Raw genomic sequence first — 20006 nt, forward strand, 5'->3', positions numbered from 1 at the left:
CGCATGGACATGCGCGACATGCGGCCGGGGCGCACCGACTTCTGCATAACTATCCCCTTGTCGCCGGGGACCGAGGTGCACGGGCGGGTCGCCGGGACTAGATTCCCTTCATGGCCAAGTCGACTGGACAGGAAATGGTCGTGCGCGTCTTTCGTCTGGGCGAGGAGCCCGGCGACGACCTGAGCGCAACCACCACGCCTGAGGAGCGCATCGAGATGGTCGTGACGCTGACCCGACGCATGGTCGAGCTCGGGGCGTTTACGCCGGTTGCATACACGCGCTCTCAGATGCCGATCAAGGTCATCCGCCGAGCATGACGGACGACTGGCTGGAGCTGATCGACCTGCTGCTCAATGCTGGTGCGCAATTCGTCGTCGTGGGCGCGCATGCGCTGGCGGTCCACGGCGTGCCCCGCGCGACCCAGGACATCGACCTCCTGATCGACATCGATCCCGCCAACGTCGCTCGCGTCTGGTGGGCGCTCGGGAAGTTTGGCGCTCCGCTCGACGACCTGAAGGTGACCCGATCGGATCTCGAGACCCCGGGAATGGTTGTACAACTCGGCCTGCCGCCAAACCGGATAGATCTTCTGACAGCGATCAGTGGAGTGACCAGCTTCGCGGCGGCGTGGGAGAGTCGGGTTGTTCACGAGGTGCGAGGTCGTCAGGTGCCCTTCCTCGGTCGCGACCTGTTAATTCGTAATTAATAAGGAAGCCGCGGGCCGGCGGAAGGACCTGGCCGACGTCGAAGCGCTGACCGCCGCACGTCCGTCAGCTCGCAAGCGGGGGCGTGGGAAAACTTGAGGGACAACGGACAGGCCGGATCGTGGCATCCGTGCCTTGGCGATCGCGATCGAGTGCCGCACGCGCAAGCGGCACAGCCATGATCCGATCGGCGAAGCGCAACGTCTCCGCCCCACCATGAATCACGTACAGCCTCTCGAGGCCCAGGTCAGCCAGGGCCGTTCGCATGGATGGCGTCACGCTCGGCGCCGTGGTTCGCTTGAACTCGACCCCGACCCGCGTCCGGCCTCGTACCACCAAAAGGTCAAGCTCGGCGCCCCCGTGCGTCGCCCAGAAGTACGCCTCGCCAGATCGAGCGCCAAGCCGCTCCAGCACCACATCCAGCGCGAACCCCTCCCACGACGCGCCGACCTTGGGGTGCCGCTCCAGTGACGCGCGCGACTCCGCCCCAATGAGCGTATGCAAGAGCCCCGTATCGCGCAGGTACACCTTGGGGGCGCGTACCTGTCGCTTGGAAATGTTGGCGTGCCACGGAGGCAGCTGCCGCACCATGAACGCCTCGGTCAGCACATCGAGATACCGCTGCACCGTGGTGTGCGCGACCCCCAAGGCGCGCGCGAGCCCAGAGCTGTTCCACGTCTGTGCATGGTAGTGCGCAATCATCGACCAGAACCGCCGCAACGCTGGTGCAGGGATGCGCAATCCAACTGCGGGATGTCTCGCTCAAAAAGGGTCCGGATGAACGCGTCACGCCAGATGCCACTCGCGGCATGTCGCAATATGAGCGCCTGTCGCTCAATTCTCACGGAGCCTGTGCACCCCTACGTCTCGTACACCCAGCGCCCGTCCACCATCGTCCGCTCGATCGGCACGTGCACGATCTCCGACGGCGGCACGCGGCGCGGATCACGGCCGAGCACCGCGAGGTCGGCGAACTTGCCCACCCGCAGTGACCCCTTCACCCCTTCGTCGTACGAGGCATACGCGCCGTTCACCGTGAGCACGCGCAACGCTTCATCGAAGGTGATGCGCTGGCTCGCCCCCCACGTGGTCCCGCGGATGTCCGTCCGCGTGAGCATCGAGGTCAGCGCCATCATCGGCTCGAACGGACCCGGCGGGTAGTCGCTCCCCATCGCCGCCGGGATTCCTGCATCGAGGAACCACCGCATGGGGAACATGCGCTCGGTGCGCGTGGCCCCGTATTCGGTCATCTTCTCGCCGTGAAAATAGACGTAGCTCGCAAACGGCGTGGGAATGGCACCTAACGCCTTGATGCGGCGGATCAGCGCGGGGGTCAGCACCGTGCAGTGCTCGAACCGGAACCGCGGGTCGGGCCGTGGGTGTTCACGCTGGAGACGCTCGTAGAGCGCACACACCATGTCGATCGCCACGTCGCCATTGGCGTGCGTCGCCAGCTGCCAACCGTTGGTGTGTGCCTTTACGAACTGCGGCCAGAGGACGTCAGCGTCGTTGACCATGATCCCGCGGTCATCCGGCCGACCGACATACGGCTCGGCGAGGCGCGCGGTGCGTTCCGAGATGGAGCCGTCGGAGACGAACTTCACCCCACCCAGCTTGACCCATGCGTCCCCCATCCCGGTGCGCGCCCCGGTCGAGATCATCGCGTCGAGGAAGACATCGCCGATGTGGCAGTAGACCCGTGTGTGGAGGTGGCCGGCCGACTGGGCGTCCTGGTAGGCGCGCAGGTCGTCGGTGCTCCCGAACGCGTCCGTGACCGAGGTGATCCCGGCGGCGGCAAGTCGCTTGCTGATCTCCGCGACCCCGGCCTGGCGATCGGCGCGCGAGTACGGTCGGGCGGCTTTCGCGCTCAGCGCGTTCATCCCGCTCTCGGCCACGCGGCCCGTGAGCGCCCCACGCGCATCGCGCTCGTAGCGACCGCCAACCGGATCCGGAGTCGTCGCCGTGATCCCCGCGGCGGCGAACGCGAGTGAGTTTACATACGCCGTGTGGCCCCCGCGATGGACGATCAGGATGGGGTGTTGAGTGGACACCGCATCCAGGTCGGCCACCGTGAGGAAGCGCCGTTCCGCGGTCTTGGTGTCGTCGTACTTGAAGCCGAGGATCCACTCGCCGGGGGCGGTCGTGCGTGCGCGCTCGCGCAATGCCGATTGAATGGCGCCGACGGAGCGGAGGTCGCAGTCCACCTCGCGCAGGTGACTCAGCCCCGCGCCGGCCGGATGATTATGGGCGTCGATGACCCCCGGGATCACGACGCGCCCCCCGAGGTCGACCCGGCGGGTGGTCGGGCCTGCCAGCGCCTGCATCTCCGAGTTGGAACCAATCGCGACAATGCGTCCGCGGCTGATCGCCAGGGCCTGGGCGCTCGGCGACGCGGTCTCCATCGTAAGGATGTCGCCGTTCCAGAGCAGGAGGTCCGGGCCTTGTCGGTGCCGCGGCAGGGCGGCGAGGGCAGCGAGCCCGGTGACGAATTGACGTCGCGAGGTCATGGCAGGAGTGAGGGTGGCCTGACTTCGCCCAGGCAAGGCACGGCGTCAAGGGGCCGCCACGGAGCGCCGGGGGTTCCCCGTCGTCGCGTTGGGAACGCCGAGGACAGACCGGGGTGCAGTACAGTGCGAAGATGATGATGCGACAGATCCGGGTGCGCCCGGGAGGAGGAGTTCAGATGAAACGCTACGAGAAGGCGGCGGAAGCCACGGGCGAGGCGCTGCATCGCCTGGTCGACGCGGTCGAGACCAAGGTGCTCGTTGCCGAAGGACGTCGGTCGGTGAAGGCGAAGGTGCGCACCACGGCGAAGGTCGCTCGCAAGGCGGCAAGAGCGGGCGCCGTGATGGGTGCGTTGACGGCGGTGGCCGTGGTCGCACGCGAGGTACAGAAGCGGCGGAAACTCAACGCCTGACGAGGCCGCGTCGCGGGATTGCCCGGTGTGATCGGCGCGCGGTGTCAGCCGGGCAGTCGATGCCGTTCCAGCGCGCCGTGAATCACGGTGCCGCCGACGTCGAAGTACAACTCGCCCCCCGCCACGGAGAGCGTCAGCGTGACGCGTCGATCGAGGTGGGGGGTGAGCGCGTCGAGCAGCTCACGCGGCACGGCGAGGACGTCGATGGTGTCGGCGCGGTGAATCGTTGCACCTTCGTAGCCACGCAGCAGGATGCGCGATTCCTTGTGCGTGTACAACACCACACGCGAGCAGGCCTTGCTCGCCTTGTGCAACCGCTCGGCGCTCGGCGCCCCGATCTCGATCCAGGAGCGCAACGTGCCCGTGAGGTCGCGTACCGCGACGGGTGGGTCCTCGGGGTCCGAGAGCCCGCCTTTCGAGAAGGCGATCCCTTCCGCATACTCGAGGCAGTACGCGATGACACGCGTCCAGAGGTAATCTTCGGTTTCCGAGGGATGCCGGGCGACCTTGAGCGTGAACGACTCGTAGACGTGGCGATCCGAGTCGTTCAGCGAAATCTCGAAGGTGGAAATCGTCGCGGTGAGGGCCATGTGGTGAGTGGGCGGTGAGGGAATGTAGCGGCGAGGCCACGTTCGCCCGTGCCTCAGTCCTCTGGATGGAAGGCGGATCGTCCGCTCAACGTGCTCGAGGTGCTCCGGCTGGCGCCCCGGGCTTGACCGAGGGTCCAGTGTCGCATGCAAGGCCTTGTCGCGCCTCAGCGCTGGTGCCGCGCCTCGTGGCGACATCCTCCTCGTGCCGTTCCAGCCGCTGGTAGATTCTTGCCGACCCTCATCAAGGCTCCTCGTGAACGCTTGCAATTGTACCGCGCTGCACGACGGTCGTCGCGTCGTGCTGACCGGCGGGCCCGGCGCAGGCAAGTCTGCCGTGCTCGAGCTGATCCGGCTTTTCTTCTGTGGTCACGTGCGCCTCGTGCGCGAGTCCGCGAGCATCGTGTTTGGCGGCGGCTTTCCCCGCAACGAGGGGGTGCACGGGCGACGCGCGGCTCAACGCGCGATCTTCCAGGTGCAGCGCGAGCTTGAATCCATCCAGGCCCACACCAACGCGGCGGTGGTGCTCTGTGATCGCGGCACGGTGGACGGGTCGGCGTACTGGCTGGGGGAAGGCGACCTCTGGTCTTCCCTCGGCGTGAGTCGCGAGGAGGAGCTGGCGCGGTATCACACCGTTATCCACCTGCGGACGCCATCCGAGCCGGCCGCTTACGAACACGAGAACCCATTGCGCGTGGAGACGCAGGTGGAAGCGCGGGCGATCGACGCGCGTATTGCCGCTGCGTGGGCGGGGCATCCCAGGCTGTTCGAGGTGCCGGCGTCGCCGGATTTCCTGTCCAAGGCGGCGCGGGCGCTCGAGCTCCTGCGGGATGTGGTGCCGCCCTGCTGTCGCGCGGGGGTGCAGCCGTTTCTCTGGCGCGCCTCGGACGGAACGCCGGCGTAGGGCAAGCGCGGGTTGCACCCACCCCTCGTTCGGCTGTACCCATGCCTTGTCACGCTGCGCCCAGAGCTCTGCAGGCCGCACCTACGCCCAACCACGTTGCACAGAGGACCAAACACGTCGCACCGTCAACCAACCACGCTGCACACTCGACCAACCACGCCGCATCGTCGACCCAACACGTCGCACCCGCGCCCAGCCACGCTGTACCCGGACCTTGACGGGCCGCACCCTCGGCCAAACATGCCGCACTGGCAACCGGGCATGTGGCACTCGAGACCAACCACGCTGTGCCGACGACCGCCCACGTCGCACGCTCGACCAACCACGCTGTAGCAGGACCTTGACGGGCCGCACGATCGATCCAATCGTCAACCAACCGCGTTGCACCCACGACCAACCACGCGGCATCGAGACCTCGCCGGGGCGCACCCTCGACCAACCGCGATGCATCATTGCCCAACCGCGTCGCGCCCACGACCAACCACGCGGCACCCATCACTGGATGGGCGCCCAACACGCCTCGACGCCCTGCAAGGGGCGTGATGCGCGGCGTCCCACGGCGCCTACAGCCGTCGCCACCTCGCCGAACGGCTATCCCTCGAGGATCTTCCCGGGGTTCATCAGGTTGTCGGGGTCGAACGCGGCCTTGATCGACCGCATCAGCGGCAGGAGGTCGCCGTGCTGCTTCGCGAGCGATGCGATCTTGCCCATCCCGATCCCGTGCTCGCCGGTGCACGTGCCGCCGCAGTCAATCGCGCGTTGCACAAGGCGGTCATTCACCGCCTTCGCTCGGGCGAGGCCGTCGGCATCCGCCGGATCCACCAGCAACAACATGTGGAAGTTGCCGTCGCCGACATGACCGACGAGTGGCGCCAGCACGCCGTGCGCGGCACAGTCCGCGCGGGCCTCGCGAATGCAGGTCGCCAGATGCGTGATCGGCACACACACGTCCGTCGTCCACGATCGCGCGCCGGGCTTCATCGCCAACCCGGCATAGTACACCCTGTGTCGCGCCTCCCAGAGCCGCGCGCGTTCTTCCTCGGTGGCGGCGGTCGCATGGACGGTGCCACCATGCTCACCCACGATGGACTGCACCATATCCAGCTGCTCGACCAGCGCCTCGCGGCTGAACGCATGCAGTTCCGTGAAGATCATCGGCTGCTCCGGCAGGCCGAGCCCGGAGAAGGCGTTCACCGCACCGACCGTGAGGTCATCGAGCAATTCGATGCGCGCCAACGGGACGCCGCACTGCAGCAATGCGACCACCGTATCGACGGCGGCGTCCACCGAGGGAAAGGCACAAGCCGCGGCAGCGATGGCGTCGGGCACCGGGTGTAAGCGCACCGTGACCTCCGTGACGATGCCTAACGTCCCCTCGGCGCCGATGAACAAGCGCGTGAGGTCGTACCCGGCCGACGACTTGCGCGCTCGCGACCCCGTGCGAATGACACGCCCGTCCGCGAGCACGGCCGTGAGACCGAGAACGTTCTCCCGCATGGTGCCGTAGCGCACCGAGGTCGTGCCGGATGCTCCCGTGCTCACCATGCCGCCCAGGGTGGCGTCGGCGCCGGGGTCGATGAAGAAGGTCGCCCCGGAGTTGGCGAGTGCGCGCATCAACTGCTGCCGCGTGACGCCGGCCTGCACGGTCGCGTCGAAATCCTCGACGCTGGTGCGCAGGATGCGATGCATGCGCGTCATGTCGAGCGAGACGCCGCCTTGCACGGCCGCGATGTGCCCCTCGAGCGAACTGCCTGCGCCAAACGGGATCATCGGTGCGCCGTGGGCGGTGCAGATCCGGGCGACGCCTTGCACTTCCTCGGTAGACTCCGGGTAGACGACGAGGTCCGGTGGCGCCGCACCGAGATGCGTCTCGCCGCGACCGTGTTGCTCGCGGTCACTGGACGAGCGTGAACAGCGGTCGCCGAGGAGGGCGGCGAGTGCCTGGTGCAGGGCGTCGACGTCGGCGATGCGAGAGCGTGGAGTCATGCGGGCAACCTTGCGGCGACGGGTCGGTGTCGCAAGGTCCCGCCGCCGCTGCGACTGTTCGCCCCCCCCGGGCCTGCGCCAACTACCCGGTAGCCGCGAGCATTCATACACCTCCCGTTGCGGCCGCGACCCGTCTTTACCATCATGAGACCATGAAGGAACCACGAGAGAAGCGCGGCCTAGTTGGTGCCCTCAAGGCCCGCCTCGGCGAGTACATCCGCGCAGCGAGGCGGGGATGTCCGGTGGTGGTCTGCAATCGCGATGCCCCCGTCAAGCGGCTCATCCCCTACGAGGCGAGACGGGATGCCCTCAGGGTGCGGCGACCGATACGCCACTTGCGGGACGTCGCGTTTGGTCCGCCGTTGCGCGCGGTCGAGAGCCTGAGCCATCTGCTGGACGAGCGTCAGCCCGGCAGGTGACCGGATACGTGCGCGGCCCCAAGTCACCTCGCAAAGAGGGTGCCGGGTCAGCTTCTCTGCTCCGATGGGTCCGTCTCAAGCCGCTCGTAGTCGGGGTGTGAGAAGATGGCGCCGCCCACGGTGCGACTGTCTCCGCCGGCGTCGCGCACTGCGTCCGTGAAGGCTCCCGCGAATCCTGCCACCATCCGATTCATTTCCGCCACGTTCGCGATGAGCTGTGCCTCGTCGCGCATCGGCCAATATCCCGCTTCGTCCCGCACCTCCATCCCGAACCCGAGCGCTGCCGCGGCGTCGAGCACCGCCACAAGCCCCGTGTGACAGCGGACCAGGTGTGCATTGCTGACCACCGACGCGTACTGCGTCTTGCAGCACCAGTGCCACCACCATCGGGTGCGGCCTGACGAAGCATTCAGCCTGACGAGTCCAAAGCCCGCCGGCTCCGAGCCGCGGCCAGGGTCGATCGCGAAGCCGATCGCGGTGACCGGCACGTTGTTCGGCGTGGCGACCCATGCGTCGACTCGGCCTTGCCCGCCCTCGCCCATGGATCCGTCTTGTGCGAGGTCGCGAAGCATCTCGCCGTACAGTGCGTCCCTCACCAGACGGGCCGAAACGTCCACGACGTCCTCGATTCGGTCGAAGCGCAGCCCGCGCAACGGCGATGGTGCGGCCAACGCCTGCTCGTCCCGCTCGACCAGGGCCGAGACTTCGTCAAACGGAAGCTCAAGGGCCCCTGCACGCAGCTGCTCCATGGCCGCATGCGCCTCCGCCTCGGTGGCTTCGGCCGGGAGGGACAGTTCGTAGCAGAGGTGCAGTCCCACGATGATTCAACGCTGCAGGTGGACAGTGGTCAGCCCGTGGCTCGGCCGGCTCGGCAGCTTACTGCTTGAACCGATCCGCCACAACACCTCGACGACAGCCCTCGGCGATCCCGGGTGCGCCACTACCGCGCCGCTGGAAGCACCGGGAGCACGACGTGGCTCGGGTACGCACGCGTATGGTGGATCCCCATGCGCCCCGGGATCGTGGTCGTCGCCCGCGCCTCGTCCCCGCCGGTGTTGGAGTTGGGGAAGGTGTAGTTCGCCATCGCATTCATGATCGCGATGCGGATGCGATGACCGCGACGAAAGGTGTTGGCGATCCCCTTGATCCCAATGCGATACGGCACCACGTCGGCCGGGTTGCCGGAGAGCAACACCTCACGCGCAAAGTCCCCGTCGCCGGTGCGGTACTGCGGGTCGCGCAGCTCACGGAATCTCGCCCGCAGCCCGCCGAGGGTGAGCCGTTGCGACTTTCCCGCTTCGTCCACGTCGGACACGTGCACCCACCAGTCGGTGTCCTTCACGTCCGTGGACGCGTGCAGCTCGACAAGGATCTCGCCCGCGATGGTGAGGTCCTGCTCCAGCGGCGCGCTGGTGAAGGTGACGACGTCGTGCCGCGCCTCGATGTCCTTCATATCCCACTGGAAGGTCTGCACATCCTCCCAGCGCTGCATCTGCTCGAAGCTCATCCAGTTGGGCACCGGATCGGCCGGATCGTAGGTGTAGCGATCCACCGGCTCGTCCGCGACCGGCGCCTCGCGGGCGAGGCGCCCGGAGGTGAACAGCCGATTGGCCTGCCCGTCGGAGTGGAAGTACCAGCGCTGGAGCTCGGCCTCGCGCGGGGGCCACGCGGAGGCGGTACGCCACGCGTTCTCGCCTAACGTGAAGTACTCGACGCGCGTTGAGGTCGACGCGTTCGGCATTCCCTTAAGGTGTGCGTCATACCACTGCTGCTTGAGGAGCCAGAGATCGTCGCGCACGGCGCCCAGCCCATAGCTGTAGCCGTTGAGCCGCCGATCCGCATTGTACCCGTGTTTCCACGGACCCAGGACCAGGCGCTGGGGCGCGGTGCCGGTCCGCTGCATCAGCGCCCAGTTGCTGAGGGTGCCGGGCAGGTCGTCGTCGAACCAGCCGCTCAGCTGGAAGGTCGCAAGGTCGGGGCGCACCCCGCCACGGTGCCAGTCCTGGCGCTGCCAGTAGGCGTTGTTGGATGCGTTAAGCAGTTGAGCATCCCACGCCGCGATGTTCGCCCCCGTCCCGAAGGTGTCGAGGTCGATGAGGGGTCGATGGGTGAGCACCTCCGTCCAGGTGCGTCCGGGGACGAGGGGGCGGTTGTTCATCCAGAAGGCATAGTACGCCATGCCGACGAGGAGCCCGCCACCCACATACGGCTGGTCGGCGAAGGCGGTCCCCATCGACACCTCGGGGATCAGGCACTTGAGCGCGGGATGCCCGCTCATCGCCGCGGTCCACTGCGTGTAGCCGAGGTACGAGCCGCCTTGCATGCAGACCCCGCCGGTGCTCCACGGTTGCTGCGCGATCCAGTCGAGTGTTGCCTTGCCGTCGGCGGGTTCGTGCACCATCAACTCGAGGTCACCCTCCGAGCGATTCTCCGGATCGCCGTAGCTCGTCCCGCGCGTCGCCTGAAAGACCACCGCGTACCCGCGCGCCGCGTAGTGCCAGAAGCCGTTGATCGATCCCGAGATGCCATAGGGCGAACGGACCAGGATCGTCGGATACGGGCCGGGGGCGTCCTCGGACGGCAGGTAGACGAGGGTGGCCAGGCGCACGCCGTCGGGCATGGGCACCATCTGCTTGCCTAACGCGCGATACCCATGCCGCGCAGGCGACAGCCCCGGCTTGCGCCACTCGGCGACCGTCGTATATCCCTCGTCGCCGCGATGCACGAGGACGACATCGCGGAAGGGGTCGATCGCTGCCACGAGCCGGTTGCGCCCGTCGAGGACGAGGTCCATCGGGAACGACGCGTCGCGGCGATGCCAGCGCGCGGCCGTGGGCGTGCGAGCGCCGGCCGGGCGCAGGTCGCGCCATCGCTCGTACAGCGACGCCCGATCCGGCCACGCCACGACCTCGTGCCCGGACCAGCCGAGCCGCTCGATGCCGGCGATGCGGCCGGCGACGTCCCGCAACGAACCCCAGAGGAGGAATGCCGTATCCGTCGCTACGCCGGCCGCGGGCGCGGCGTGCAGCGTCCCCCAACGATTCGAGGCAAAGCCCTTCTTGCGGATGGCATAGGAGGTGGGCGCCACCCGCAGCTCGGCGACATGCACCCCGGCGATGTAGGCGTCGAAGGTGCGCGCCTGCGCGTTGAGGGGTGTGGTGGCGGGAACGCTCAGCACCGTGACGCCGGCGCACGGGAGCACGCGCGCGAGTCGGCGCAAACATCGGAGAGCCATCATGCCGTGACACTGTAGCGCAAACGATCCATCGTCAACCGCACGGCGCCCCGGCCCCGACCTCCGGGTGGCGCGTGCGGACCCACCGGGGGCCGCCGGGGCAGGCGCCCCCGGGGCCTAACGAACGGTGCGGGCGGCTGGAGGGCGCGTCGTCGGTGGGGGCGTCACGCGAGCGAACAGCATCCGCCGGACCCGCCCCGATCCCACGGTGATGCCCGAGACGCGCCCGCGGGGGTCGCGAACGACCTGCACGACGAAACCCAGCCCTTCCGACGCTTCAAACCGATCCTTGAAGAGCGGCATCAGGCTCGTCGGTGGAAACTTGAGGCGATGCAGTACCAGGGAATCGCCGACAACGCGCAGCTCCCAGGTCACCGCCAGCTCGTCGCTCTGGTAGCGCCCGGCCAGTGCCGCGAGGTCGGCGGGCGTCGGCGTTCCCTCCGGTACGCGGCGGTATATGGAGGCCTCGCCGTTCCCGGTGCGATATCGCAGCGTCTCGTTGGTCAGTGGGGTCAGCGTCGCCGCGCCGGCGCCAATGCTCCAACGTCGGTCACCCGCATCGCGCAGCAGTGTGGTACCACCGCCGACGCGCCAGCCGGCAAACCCCGAGTCGGTGACGAGCCGGCCGAGTACTTCCAGGGAATCGTTCCAATACAGCCCCGCGTGTGCCGTAGCCGCGGACGCACTGACGCGGGGGGCGAGCGCGGGCTCAGGCCCCAGCTGGTCGGCGAGGTAGATCTCCGCCGTTTGTTCGGCGAGCCGCGTCGTGTTGACCACGCCGGAGGTGTTGCACAACACCGCAACTCCCGACCCCGAGGTAGGGAGGTGCAGCAGGTAGGAGTTGTAGCCAGGATCTCCGCCACTGTGTCCCCAGGTTATCACGCCGCGCCAGGGTCGCACGATGATGCCTAACGCGTACTGCAGCGTGTCACCGGTGACCAGGACGCCTCGTCGCGTCAGCGCGGCGATCGCCTCGCGGCCGCCCACGCGCCCTTCGGCCAGCTGCCCGTGCCAGCGCGCCAGGTCTTCCACCGTAGTGAAGAGGCTCGTGGCCCCGACGGTGGAATAGTTCGGGACGGTTTCCATCCACGCGCCCACCTGCCGGGTGTATCCGCGTGTGCGCCCCGGCACGATCATGTGGTTGTCGTCGTGGAAGTGCGTGTCGCGCATCCCCAGCGGCCGAAAGAGCGCGGAATCCGCGAACTCACGCAGGGACTGCCCAGTGACACGCTTCACGATCACCGCCCCGAGCGTGAACCCCGAGTTGCTGTAGAGCCAGTCCGTGCCCGGGGCAAAGTTGAGCCCGTGCTGACGTGGCAGGATGTCCATCACGTCCTGTTCGCTCACCAGGTCGTCACCGAGTCGCCAGCCCGCGGTGATCAACAGGTTCCACTGGTCGCGAAGCCCCGACGTGTGGTTGAGCAGGTGGCGGATGGTGATAGGCGACCCATACGACGGTAGCTCGGGCACGAACTTCCGGATGTCATCCTCCAGCGACAGGCGACCCGCCCGCTCCAGCAGGACGAGACTCATCGCGGTGAACTGCTTGGAGACCGACGCGACATGGAAGATCGAACGCGGACCGATCGCGAGACCGGAGCCGAGGTCCGACATCCCGTACCCACGCGCGACGACCACGCGACCACGATCCACGACGGAGACAGCGCAACCCGGCCGGTCGGTGCCTGCTTGTGCGGCGAACACGGCGTCCAGGCGCGCCGACGGGCTTGGTCCCTGCGCCGCGACCTGCGCGGCTGCGCTCAGGAGGAGCAGGACAACTGATGCGCGCATCAGCCTTTCTTCCCGAGCATACGCGCGATCACTCCGCCAAGCGCTCCGGTCACCAATGTGCTCCCCCCCGCAATCGTGAGGTTCGCCAGCGGTACGTCGCCGAGCGCGGTGGACACGAGGCTACCGAGCGCTCCGGCCACGCCGCCGGCCACACCGCCGTTGCGGGCAAAGGTCCCCATGGTGTCGCTCGCAGGGGCCCCTCTGCCGGAGAGCCACCCGGTGACGAGCCCGATCAGTGTGCCGGCGATCGGAAAGAGCCCGGCCGCTTGCAGCGACGGCTGGTAGTGCCCGATGACGACCATGATCACCTGCATGATCGTGCCGGTCCCGATCGCCTTGCCCAGTGGACCATTCATTGGAATCCTCCCGTTGTGAGGGTGGCCCATGCTCCCATCCGCGGCCGGGGTCGTCAAGACGTGACGGCTCGCAAGGCCTGGGTCCGCTGACCCCTCCGTGGTTCGGCCGGAGGGGGGCGACGACGCTCACCGAGAGCGGCACCGCGACCAGGGCCTGAGCCTCTCCGGTATGCGTCAATCTGTCCGCCCCAGGCGCACGAGCCACCGCTTTCGAACGCCGTGACGATTTCGCCACGCAAATGGCGCGATGAGCAGTGGGCGGGATTCCGCCCGCGCTCGCTCGGTCCATCGCCAACGCTCACGCCGGAGTCCCACACATGTTGTCCCGACCACGCCCCATTCTACTGGCCCTATCGCTCACCGTCCTCGCGGGCTGCGCAGCGGATGAGGCGACCACCGGACCGGCACGCCTCCTCGAGGAGTCATCGGTCAACCTCGCCCTGATTCCGGGTCAGGTTCTCCCACTGCCGCCAGGGTACACCTCCGGCTATGCGCTCGACATCGCGAACAACGGCGACGTGGTGGGGGGTGCCACCTATCTCGGGAGCCGCGTCGACGGCTATCACTACAACGGGTCCACGGGCGCCGTCACCGCACTTTCGCCAAGCTTTGGGTGGGACTCATGGGCCGAGGCGGTGTTTGGTGGCAACGTCGCACTGAATTCGTATACGGGAAGCAAATATCTTCCCTACCGGTGGTCGAATGTTGGTGGCTACGTCCCCGTGGTGCTTCCCCCGTCGGCGGTGCACGGATACCTGGCCGGGATTGGATCCGGCGGCGTGGTCGGCGGATGGGTCGCGCGAGCTGACTTGAAGCCGAGGGCTTTCAAGAATGACGCCAACGGTTCGACCTTGCTAAATCCTGCCGGCGCGGACTCGAGCAAGGTCATATCCGTCGCCTCCAACGGGTACATGGCGGGGTGGGCGGCCTATGGAGGCCAGCTGCGTGCCGCGGCGTGGATCGCCGGCGTCACCTACGTGCGGCTTCCGCAAGGCTCGGACGACGCAGCGGCCCGCGGCATCAATAACAAGGGGGAAATCGTTGTGGTGGAGTTTTCGCTGCCCGGGACTCACAGCGGGAAGGTCTTTCGCTGGGTGCCTGCGAAAGGCACGTACACCCGACTGGCACCGCTGGGAGACCACATGACGCCGTATGACGTTTCCAACAAGGGGCGGATTGCCGGGTTCCAGAACGTCTCCGGTGTCATCAGCCCGGTAAGCTTCCGCAATGGGGTGCTCCAATTGCTGACGACTCCATTCGGGACCGGATTCGCCCTGGCCGTGAACGCCTGTGGGGACCAGGCGGGATACGTCTCCAACGGTGGCCTGACCCAGCCCGTGCTGTGGCGGTCCTTTCCCTGCGATCCGTAAGCTGCGCCGGGCGCCGTCACCGCGAGTTACCGCGGTCGACGGCGCGCACCAGGTCCGCCGGTACGCCGGCGCGCGGCATGGTGAGCACCCCAAGGTGCATCCCCCACTGGCGATAGCGCTCACACACGGCAGGCAACGCGACACCAGCACTGTCCACCGGGGTGGTCGCCAACGCCAAACCACAGGCGGCACCGGCGATCCGCGCATGACCCTCTGGCAACGCCGTGACGAGAATGGCGTGGCTTCGCTCGAACTGCTGCCGCGCCGAGTCGGCGGCACCACGGACCAACGATCCAATGCCGACCCAGAACTCCACGTCCGCCGACTGCAGGGCGTTCGCGGCCGTCTCCCGCCGCAACGTGGGCGCCAGGCGTTGCAGCTCCCGGGCGCCCTCCGTGGCGCTGGCGGTCGAGAGTTGCTGCACGGCGCGCAGCGCACGAACGATACTGGTCCCCGGCGCCCCATCGGGCTGATGGGCGAGCGCGGAATCAAAGCGCGCCACGGCCAAGAGCGGTTGCCCACGGGCCGCGGCAATCTGCCCCAGGTTACGCCAGGTCAGCAAAAGTGCCGGGTGTTCCGGTGATAGCGCACCGCGCTCAAGAGATAGCGCTTCCTGTGTGACCTCCTCGGCCTCGTCGTGAAAGCCGCGGTAGGCGAGCGCGCTCCCGAGGTTCTTCAGGGAGGTCGCGAGCTTGACGCTGTCAGGAGGGGTCACCCGCCGCCGCTGCTCCACCACCTCGCGAGCGAGGCCCTCGGCCTGGACGTACCGCCCGAGTGCTCCGAGCGTCGCCGAGAGGTTGCTCGCCACGACGAGGCGATTGGTGTGGTCGGGGCCCACCTGCGTGTCCAGCAGGCGCAGCACTTCCTGGTACAGCACGCTGGAGTTGGACAACTCCCCGTCGGCGAACTGGCGGGACGCGAGGCTGTTCAGCGCCCCGGCGTACTCCATGGTGTCCGCCGACGAGGCCGTGGCGAGCGATGCCACGAGCCCCTGGAGCAATGCGCGCCCCGCGGCGGCGTCAGGCTGCAGGACACCTAACTCCCGAAGGCCAAGGCGCACCTCGGTCGTCGAATCGCCGGCGACACGCAGGAGTCGCTGCACTGCGGCATCGAGGGCGCCGATCGAGGATGCCGATCCCTCATGCCGTGCGGTGACGATGGCCAGCGCATGCGCCGTGCGGGCGACTTCCAGCGACTCGGAGCCGGCGGCACCCATGAGTTGGGCATACGACCGCTGAAGGACGTCGCGCCCGCGAGCGTACTGCCCCCGGGTGAAGTACAGGTCGGCGATCACGCGTCGCAATCGGGCCTGGACGGCTGGCTGCGCGCCAAGCAGGTCGACCGCGCGTTCACCGTCCTGCACGAGTGCGGCGACCCGCAGCGAGTCCCCGCCCGGGTGGATCGTGGGGTTGGAGCGTTCGAAGAGGGACGTGAGGACACTAACCACGGCCTCGGTGGTCACCGCCTCGCGCGTCGCGTTGTCCCGTTCCACCGCCGCCGATCGCCATTGCACCAGGGCGACCGCGGCGGTCGTCACCAGCAACGCTAGCGCACCGGCCGCCACTGCGACGGCCCCGCGGTGTCGCGCGACAAACTTGCGCGTGATGTAGCCGAGGGAGTTGCCGGTCGCCTCAACCGGCAGTCCCGCGAGGTATCGGCGGACGTCGGCCGCGAGCTGGGCGGCCGAACCGTAGCGTCGTTCCGGCTCCTTGCGGAGCGCCAGCAAGATGATGCGATCGAGGTCGCCGCGGAGTTGCGGTGCCCACGGTTGCTGCGCCGTCCGACTGGGGAGTGGTGGGGACTCCTCGAGGACCCGTCGCTCGAGGTCCCCGGTCGTCGGGCCGTCGACAAATGGGCGAGTGCCGGTCGTCAACTCGAACAGCAGGACGCCGAGGCTGTAGATGTCGGCGGCGGTCCCGACGCGCTCACCCCGGACTTGCTCCGGTGCCGCGTAGCCTGGGGTGTGGAAGCGCATCGCGGTGCGCACCGCTGTGTCCCCGGCTTCCTCTCCTTCAGCGAGGACGCGGGCGATCCCGAAATCGAGCAGGTGCACCGCGCCATCGGCCGAGACCAGGATGTTGGACGGCTTGATGTCGCGATGCACCACGAGGCGACTGTGCGCGAAGTGGACCGCATCCGCGACGCGCAGGAAAAGCTCCAGTCGTTGCTCAAGCGTCGCGGCGCGCGCATCGCACCACGCCGTGATCACGTCCCCTTCGACGAAGGGCATGGCCAACCAGGGTCGGCCGTCGCCCAACGCACCGCCGTCGAAGACCGTGACAATAGATGGATGGTCGAGGTTGGCCTGGATCTGGCGCTCCGACTGGAAGCGCGCGACGTGCGACGCGGCGAACCATGCGCCCCCCAGCACCTTGATCGCTACGTCCTGCTGAAAGGTCCCGTCGTCGCGTGACGCCTGATAGACCTCGGCCATGCCACCGCGACCGGCGAGTCGTCCCAGTCGATACCGTCCTACCTGGGTGCCTAACGGGAGGGAGGTGGCAATCTCCGGAGGGGTCAAGCGTTGTTCGAGCGGTGTCGCCGTCGCCCCGGCGTGTACCAACAGGGCGGAAACTTCCGCGCAGAGTGCGGGTTCATCCGCCAGCGTACGGGCAATGAACGCCTCGCGGGCGTCGGGCGAGAGGGCGAGCGCGTCCGCGAAGACGGCCGCTACCCGATCCCACGCGTCGCCGCCGAGATCCGACTGTGCGGTCATACCGCGAGGTCGGCCGCTACCTCGCGCCGCAGCCAGGCGCGGGCCAGCAGCCAGTCGCGACGCACGGTGGCGGGGGAGATATCCAGCGCTCGCGCCGTCTCCGCTTCCGTCAAGCCGCCGAAGTATCGCGCGACCACCACCTGCATCGCCCGCGCATTGGTCTGCTCGAGCCGTGTGATGGCGTCATCGAGGACCATTAGCTCCTCAGCCTCGGGAACCGAGAGGAATGCCTCCACCTCGTCGATGTCGACATGCACCACCGCCGACCCTCGCTTGCCACGCGCGCGGCGTCGCGCGTGGTCGACGAGGACGCGGCGCATGGTCTCAGCCGCAATCGCCCAGAAGTGTGCCTGCGAGTCCGCCGCGAGGGAGTGTTGATCCGCGATGCGAAGCCAGACCTCGTGCACGAGTCCCGTGGTCCCCAGCGTGTGCCCGGCGCGTTCACTCCGCAGGTGCTTGTGCGCCAGGGACTTGAGGCCATCGTACAGCTCGCTGACCAACGCATCGGACCAGCGTTCGGTGGCGTCTCGCATACGGTGGGTTGGCGTGAAGTTCGTCCCCGCCTTGGGGGAGCGGGGCCGTGAATCACCCTCATCCGGCGCCGGTCGGCAAGAGGAGAGCACGTTTCGTGCCCCAGTAGCACATGGCAGGAGGCGGATCGGGCGTATCGATCGCGCCGCTCAACGAAAATGGGCGCGTCAGGTCATTCTGCCCTGCGAAGGATCCCGGAATCGGCCGTTCGGACGGTACGGAGCGCACGCGAGGCGATTCAATCCTGGTGCACGGGCGGCTTCCGCACACGAATGCATGCCCGCAGCTTGCAGCGTCCATGTGTACCTCCAGAGCGCTCCTCCTTTACGGATTGGTTCCGGTCGCCCTCGGCGGTGCCGCCCTGGCTTGGCCCGGCGGCAGTGATGCGGCTCCCGGGCTATGCCAAATCGGTGAGGGCACCATGCGCCCGAGCCAGGACCTGTACTGCATGGAGCTGCTGCCGCGGCCCGAGGTCGGCGCGGCCGGGGGGTCTGTCGAGCTGGGTCGTGCGAGCTCCCCGTTCGATGTGGCGCTGACCTCTGGCGGTGCGCAGCGCTACACCGTCACCCTCGACCTCATCGGCTTGCCGCCGCCGGAGTCGTTAGGCGCGTTCACCACTTACGTCGCGTGGGTCGCCGCGCCTTCGCTCGATCCTGTGCGCAAGCTCGGCGAGGTCCGCAACGGTCGGACGGTCCTGGGTGAGGTGAGCTGGGACAAGTTCCTCATCTTCGTGACGGCCGAAGCCAGTGCGGGGGTGACGGAGCAGCGGGGGCGGATGGTGCTGCGCGGATTGTCGCCGAGCATCCGGCTGCAGCAACACGGGATGGACGTGCCGGCCGGTGCCGCTGCCCCTGATCACGCGGGGCACAACATGGGGGACATGTCGGCGGGACGGCCCCAGTGGTTCATGCCGCCACATCGCCCGCAACAGCGCATGGTGCCGATGCCCGGCATCGACGAGTTGGTCCCCTCGGAGACGCCGTTCCTGCCTCTGGCGGGCACCGACGTGTCGTTGTTGCCGGAGGCAAAGCCGCGGTCAGTGGTGCGACTGGCGGATGGCGACACACTGGACCTGACGGCATCGCTCGTCCGCCGCACGATCAATGGCCGCCAGCTCGTCATGTACGCGTACAACGGGCAACAGCCGGGGCCGCTGCTCCATGTGCGCGAAGGGGCAACGATCATCGTGCGGTTCCACAACGCGATCGACCTACCAAGTGCGGTGCACTGGCACGGGGTGCGGCTGGAGAATGCGAGCGATGGCGCGGTGGGGGTGACCCAGGACGAGGTGCCGGTTGGCGGGTCATTCACCTATCGGGTGATGTTCAAGGATGCGGGCATCTATTGGTATCACCCGCATGTGCGCGAGGACATCCAGCAGGACCTGGGGCTCACGGGCAACATGCTGGTGGCGCCGCGGCGGCCGGGGGCGTTCGGTCCGGCGCACCGCGAGGAAGTGTTGATGCTGGACGACATCCTGCTGGGGGAGGGCGGACTGCTCCCCTTCGGCAAGGAGGCCCCGACCCACGCCCTGATGGGTCGCTTCGGCAACGTGTTGCTCGTCAACGGTGACCCCAGGTACGCGTTGCCAGCGCGCCCGGGCGAGGTCGTGCGGTTCTTCCTGACCAATGTCTCGAACACCCGCACCTTCAACCTGGGTTTTCCCGGGGCGCGGATGAAGCTGGTCGGGGCCGACATCGGCCGCTACGAACGTGAGGAGTGGGTGACCCATGTGAGCATCGCGCCGGCGCAGCGCTACATCGTCGACGTGCGGTTCGGGGCGCGCGGGCGCTATCCGCTGGTGAACCACGTGCAGGCGATCGACCACATGGTGGGGAACTTCTTCCCTGAGGTGGACACGTTAGGCACGGTCACCGTGGGCGGCGCGCCCGCGGCCCCCGACCATGGAGCCGCCTTCGCGCGCTTGCGCATCAACCGCGACGTGGTCGACGATATCGCGGCCTTCCGCCCGTGGTTCGTCCGGGCACCGGACAAGGAACTGCTGCTGACGCTGAGGCTCGGCGAGCTGCCGTACCCCCTGATGCAGATGATCAGGAAGGACGCCGCCTACGCCCATCCCGTCGAGCTGAGCGGCACCATGCCAATGATGGACTGGCTCGCGACAACGAAGGACGTGACGTGGGTGTTGCGCGACGTGGCCACCGGGCGCGAGAACATGGATGTCCACTGGCAATTTCGGTTGGGGGAGGTCGTGAAGATCCGCATCGCGAACGATCGGACGTCGCTGCATCCCATGCCGCACCCGATCCACCTGCACGGCCAGCGCTTTCTGGTCCTCTCGCACAATGGCGTGCTGCGTGCCAATCTTGTGTGGAAGGACACTGTGTTGCTCCCGGTGGGCGACGTGGTCGACGTGTTGGTGGAGATGTCGAACCCGGGGAAGTGGATGATGCATTGCCATATCGCCGAGCATTTGCAGTCGGGGATGATGGGGGTGTTTGAGGTGCGATAGGTGTGAGACGGCGGACG

Annotated in this window: 16 protein-coding genes and 1 pseudogene; 7 read left to right on the forward strand and 10 right to left on the reverse strand. The window is 67.8% G+C overall.

Going from position 1 to position 20006, the window contains the following annotated elements; translation table 11 throughout:
- Window positions 1-110 precede the first annotated feature (110 nt).
- Entirely contained in the window at window positions 111-317 is a 207-nt protein-coding gene (locus tag IPK85_22885; GenBank protein MBK8250211.1) for a hypothetical protein, read from the forward strand.
- Window positions 314-803 (forward strand): annotated as a pseudogene (locus tag IPK85_22890) (hypothetical protein). Before IPK85_22885 ends, IPK85_22890 begins: the two are co-directional and overlap by 4 nt.
- On the opposite strand, the gene IPK85_22895 reads toward IPK85_22890, so the two are convergent.
- Both IPK85_22895 and IPK85_22900 read right to left on the reverse strand, forming a co-directional pair.
- Entirely contained in the window at window positions 771-1445 is a 675-nt protein-coding gene (locus IPK85_22895; GenBank protein MBK8250212.1) for a DUF4143 domain-containing protein, read from the reverse strand. The pseudogene IPK85_22890 and the gene IPK85_22895 overlap by 33 nt on opposite strands.
- A 119-nt stretch (window positions 1446-1564) precedes the next feature.
- Window positions 1565-3211, reverse strand: coding sequence for an amidohydrolase (locus IPK85_22900; protein ID MBK8250213.1), 1647 nt, complete (start codon window positions 3209-3211; stop codon window positions 1565-1567).
- Between the two features lie 176 nt (window positions 3212-3387).
- Between IPK85_22900 and IPK85_22905 the strand changes: the two genes are divergently transcribed.
- A complete protein-coding gene (locus tag IPK85_22905; protein MBK8250214.1) occupies window positions 3388-3621 on the forward strand; it encodes a hypothetical protein in 234 nt (77 codons plus the stop codon).
- 44 nt (window positions 3622-3665) lie between these two features.
- Here IPK85_22905 and IPK85_22910 read toward each other — a convergent pair whose 3' ends face one another.
- Window positions 3666-4211 (reverse strand): YaeQ family protein, encoded by a 546-nt coding sequence (locus IPK85_22910; protein ID MBK8250215.1) that lies wholly within the window; start codon window positions 4209-4211, stop codon window positions 3666-3668.
- Between the two features lie 193 nt (window positions 4212-4404).
- Here IPK85_22910 and IPK85_22915 point away from each other — a divergent pair, with 193 nt between their 5' ends.
- Complete coding sequence (locus tag IPK85_22915) at window positions 4405-5112, forward strand: ATP-binding protein (protein MBK8250216.1); 708 nt, start codon at window positions 4405-4407, stop codon at window positions 5110-5112.
- Window positions 5113-5703: 591 nt separating this feature from the next.
- Here IPK85_22915 and IPK85_22920 read toward each other — a convergent pair.
- Window positions 5704-7098, reverse strand: a complete 1395-nt coding sequence (locus tag IPK85_22920) for an FAD-binding protein (GenBank protein ID MBK8250217.1) — start codon at window positions 7096-7098, stop codon at window positions 5704-5706.
- 152 nt (window positions 7099-7250) lie between these two features.
- Between IPK85_22920 and IPK85_22925 the strand changes: the two genes are divergently transcribed.
- Window positions 7251-7517: a type II toxin-antitoxin system prevent-host-death family antitoxin gene (locus IPK85_22925; GenBank protein ID MBK8250218.1), complete on the forward strand. Its 267-nt coding sequence runs from the start codon at window positions 7251-7253 to the stop codon at window positions 7515-7517.
- 47 nt (window positions 7518-7564) lie between these two features.
- Here the strand turns inward: IPK85_22925 and IPK85_22930 are convergent, their stop codons facing one another.
- The 4 genes from IPK85_22930 to IPK85_22945 all read right to left on the reverse strand — a co-directional run bounded on the left by IPK85_22930 (window position 7565) and on the right by IPK85_22945 (window position 12899).
- The gene (locus IPK85_22930; protein ID MBK8250219.1) at window positions 7565-8335 is read right to left on the reverse strand and encodes a hypothetical protein; all 771 of its coding nucleotides are present in this window, start codon (window positions 8333-8335) and stop codon (window positions 7565-7567) included.
- A 122-nt stretch (window positions 8336-8457) separates the two neighbouring features.
- The gene (locus IPK85_22935; protein MBK8250220.1) at window positions 8458-10755 is read right to left on the reverse strand and encodes a CocE/NonD family hydrolase; all 2298 of its coding nucleotides are present in this window, start codon (window positions 10753-10755) and stop codon (window positions 8458-8460) included.
- A gap of 114 nt (window positions 10756-10869) precedes the next feature.
- Window positions 10870-12543, reverse strand: a complete 1674-nt coding sequence (locus IPK85_22940) for a beta-lactamase family protein (protein MBK8250221.1) — start codon at window positions 12541-12543, stop codon at window positions 10870-10872.
- Window positions 12543-12899, reverse strand: a complete 357-nt coding sequence (locus tag IPK85_22945) for a hypothetical protein (GenBank protein ID MBK8250222.1) — start codon at window positions 12897-12899, stop codon at window positions 12543-12545. Before IPK85_22945 ends, IPK85_22940 begins: the two co-directional genes overlap by 1 nt.
- 317 nt (window positions 12900-13216) lie before the next feature.
- Between IPK85_22945 and IPK85_22950 the strand changes: the two genes are divergently transcribed.
- A complete protein-coding gene (locus IPK85_22950; GenBank protein ID MBK8250223.1) occupies window positions 13217-14269 on the forward strand; it encodes a hypothetical protein in 1053 nt (350 codons plus the stop codon).
- A gap of 16 nt (window positions 14270-14285) precedes the next feature.
- On the opposite strand, the gene IPK85_22955 is transcribed toward IPK85_22950, so the two are convergent.
- Both IPK85_22955 and IPK85_22960 read right to left on the reverse strand, forming a co-directional pair.
- Window positions 14286-16985, reverse strand: coding sequence for a serine/threonine protein kinase (locus IPK85_22955; GenBank protein MBK8250224.1), 2700 nt, complete (start codon window positions 16983-16985; stop codon window positions 14286-14288).
- Window positions 16982-17518 carry a sigma-70 family RNA polymerase sigma factor gene (locus IPK85_22960; GenBank protein ID MBK8250225.1) on the reverse strand — a complete coding sequence of 179 codons (537 nt, stop codon included), beginning with the start codon at window positions 17516-17518 and terminating at the stop codon, window positions 16982-16984. The genes IPK85_22955 and IPK85_22960 overlap by 4 nt, the downstream gene beginning before the upstream one ends.
- Before the next feature lie 419 nt (window positions 17519-17937).
- Here IPK85_22960 and IPK85_22965 point away from each other — a divergent pair, with 419 nt between their 5' ends.
- A complete protein-coding gene (locus tag IPK85_22965) occupies window positions 17938-19989 on the forward strand; it encodes a multicopper oxidase family protein (GenBank protein ID MBK8250226.1) in 2052 nt (683 codons plus the stop codon).
- Window positions 19990-20006 lie beyond the last annotated feature (17 nt).

Source organism: Gemmatimonadota bacterium (assembly GCA_016712265.1).
Lineage (GTDB): Bacteria > Gemmatimonadota > Gemmatimonadetes > Gemmatimonadales > Gemmatimonadaceae > RBC101.

What these genes read in the sequence shown, in the direction of transcription:
- IPK85_22885 (MBK8250211.1), top strand. Translation starts at nt 111, where the DNA reads ATGGCCAAGTCGACTGGACAGGAAATGGTCGTGCGCGTCTTTCGTCTG.
- IPK85_22900 (MBK8250213.1), bottom strand. Translation starts at nt 3,211, where the DNA reads ATGACCTCGCGACGTCAATTCGTCACCGGGCTCGCTGCCCTCGCCGCC.
- IPK85_22945 (MBK8250222.1), bottom strand. Translation starts at nt 12,899, where the DNA reads ATGAATGGTCCACTGGGCAAGGCGATCGGGACCGGCACGATCATGCAG.
- IPK85_22965 (MBK8250226.1), top strand. Translation starts at nt 17,938, where the DNA reads ATGCGCCCGAGCCAGGACCTGTACTGCATGGAGCTGCTGCCGCGGCCC.
- IPK85_22960 (MBK8250225.1), bottom strand. Translation starts at nt 17,518, where the DNA reads ATGCGAGACGCCACCGAACGCTGGTCCGATGCGTTGGTCAGCGAGCTG.
- IPK85_22950 (MBK8250223.1), top strand. Translation starts at nt 13,217, where the DNA reads ATGTTGTCCCGACCACGCCCCATTCTACTGGCCCTATCGCTCACCGTC.
- IPK85_22920 (MBK8250217.1), bottom strand. Translation starts at nt 7,098, where the DNA reads ATGACTCCACGCTCTCGCATCGCCGACGTCGACGCCCTGCACCAGGCA.
- IPK85_22905 (MBK8250214.1), top strand. Translation starts at nt 3,388, where the DNA reads ATGAAACGCTACGAGAAGGCGGCGGAAGCCACGGGCGAGGCGCTGCAT.
- IPK85_22910 (MBK8250215.1), bottom strand. Translation starts at nt 4,211, where the DNA reads ATGGCCCTCACCGCGACGATTTCCACCTTCGAGATTTCGCTGAACGAC.
- IPK85_22940 (MBK8250221.1), bottom strand. Translation starts at nt 12,543, where the DNA reads ATGCGCGCATCAGTTGTCCTGCTCCTCCTGAGCGCAGCCGCGCAGGTC.
- IPK85_22955 (MBK8250224.1), bottom strand. Translation starts at nt 16,985, where the DNA reads ATGACCGCACAGTCGGATCTCGGCGGCGACGCGTGGGATCGGGTAGCG.
- IPK85_22935 (MBK8250220.1), bottom strand. Translation starts at nt 10,755, where the DNA reads ATGATGGCTCTCCGATGTTTGCGCCGACTCGCGCGCGTGCTCCCGTGC.
- IPK85_22925 (MBK8250218.1), top strand. Translation starts at nt 7,251, where the DNA reads ATGAAGGAACCACGAGAGAAGCGCGGCCTAGTTGGTGCCCTCAAGGCC.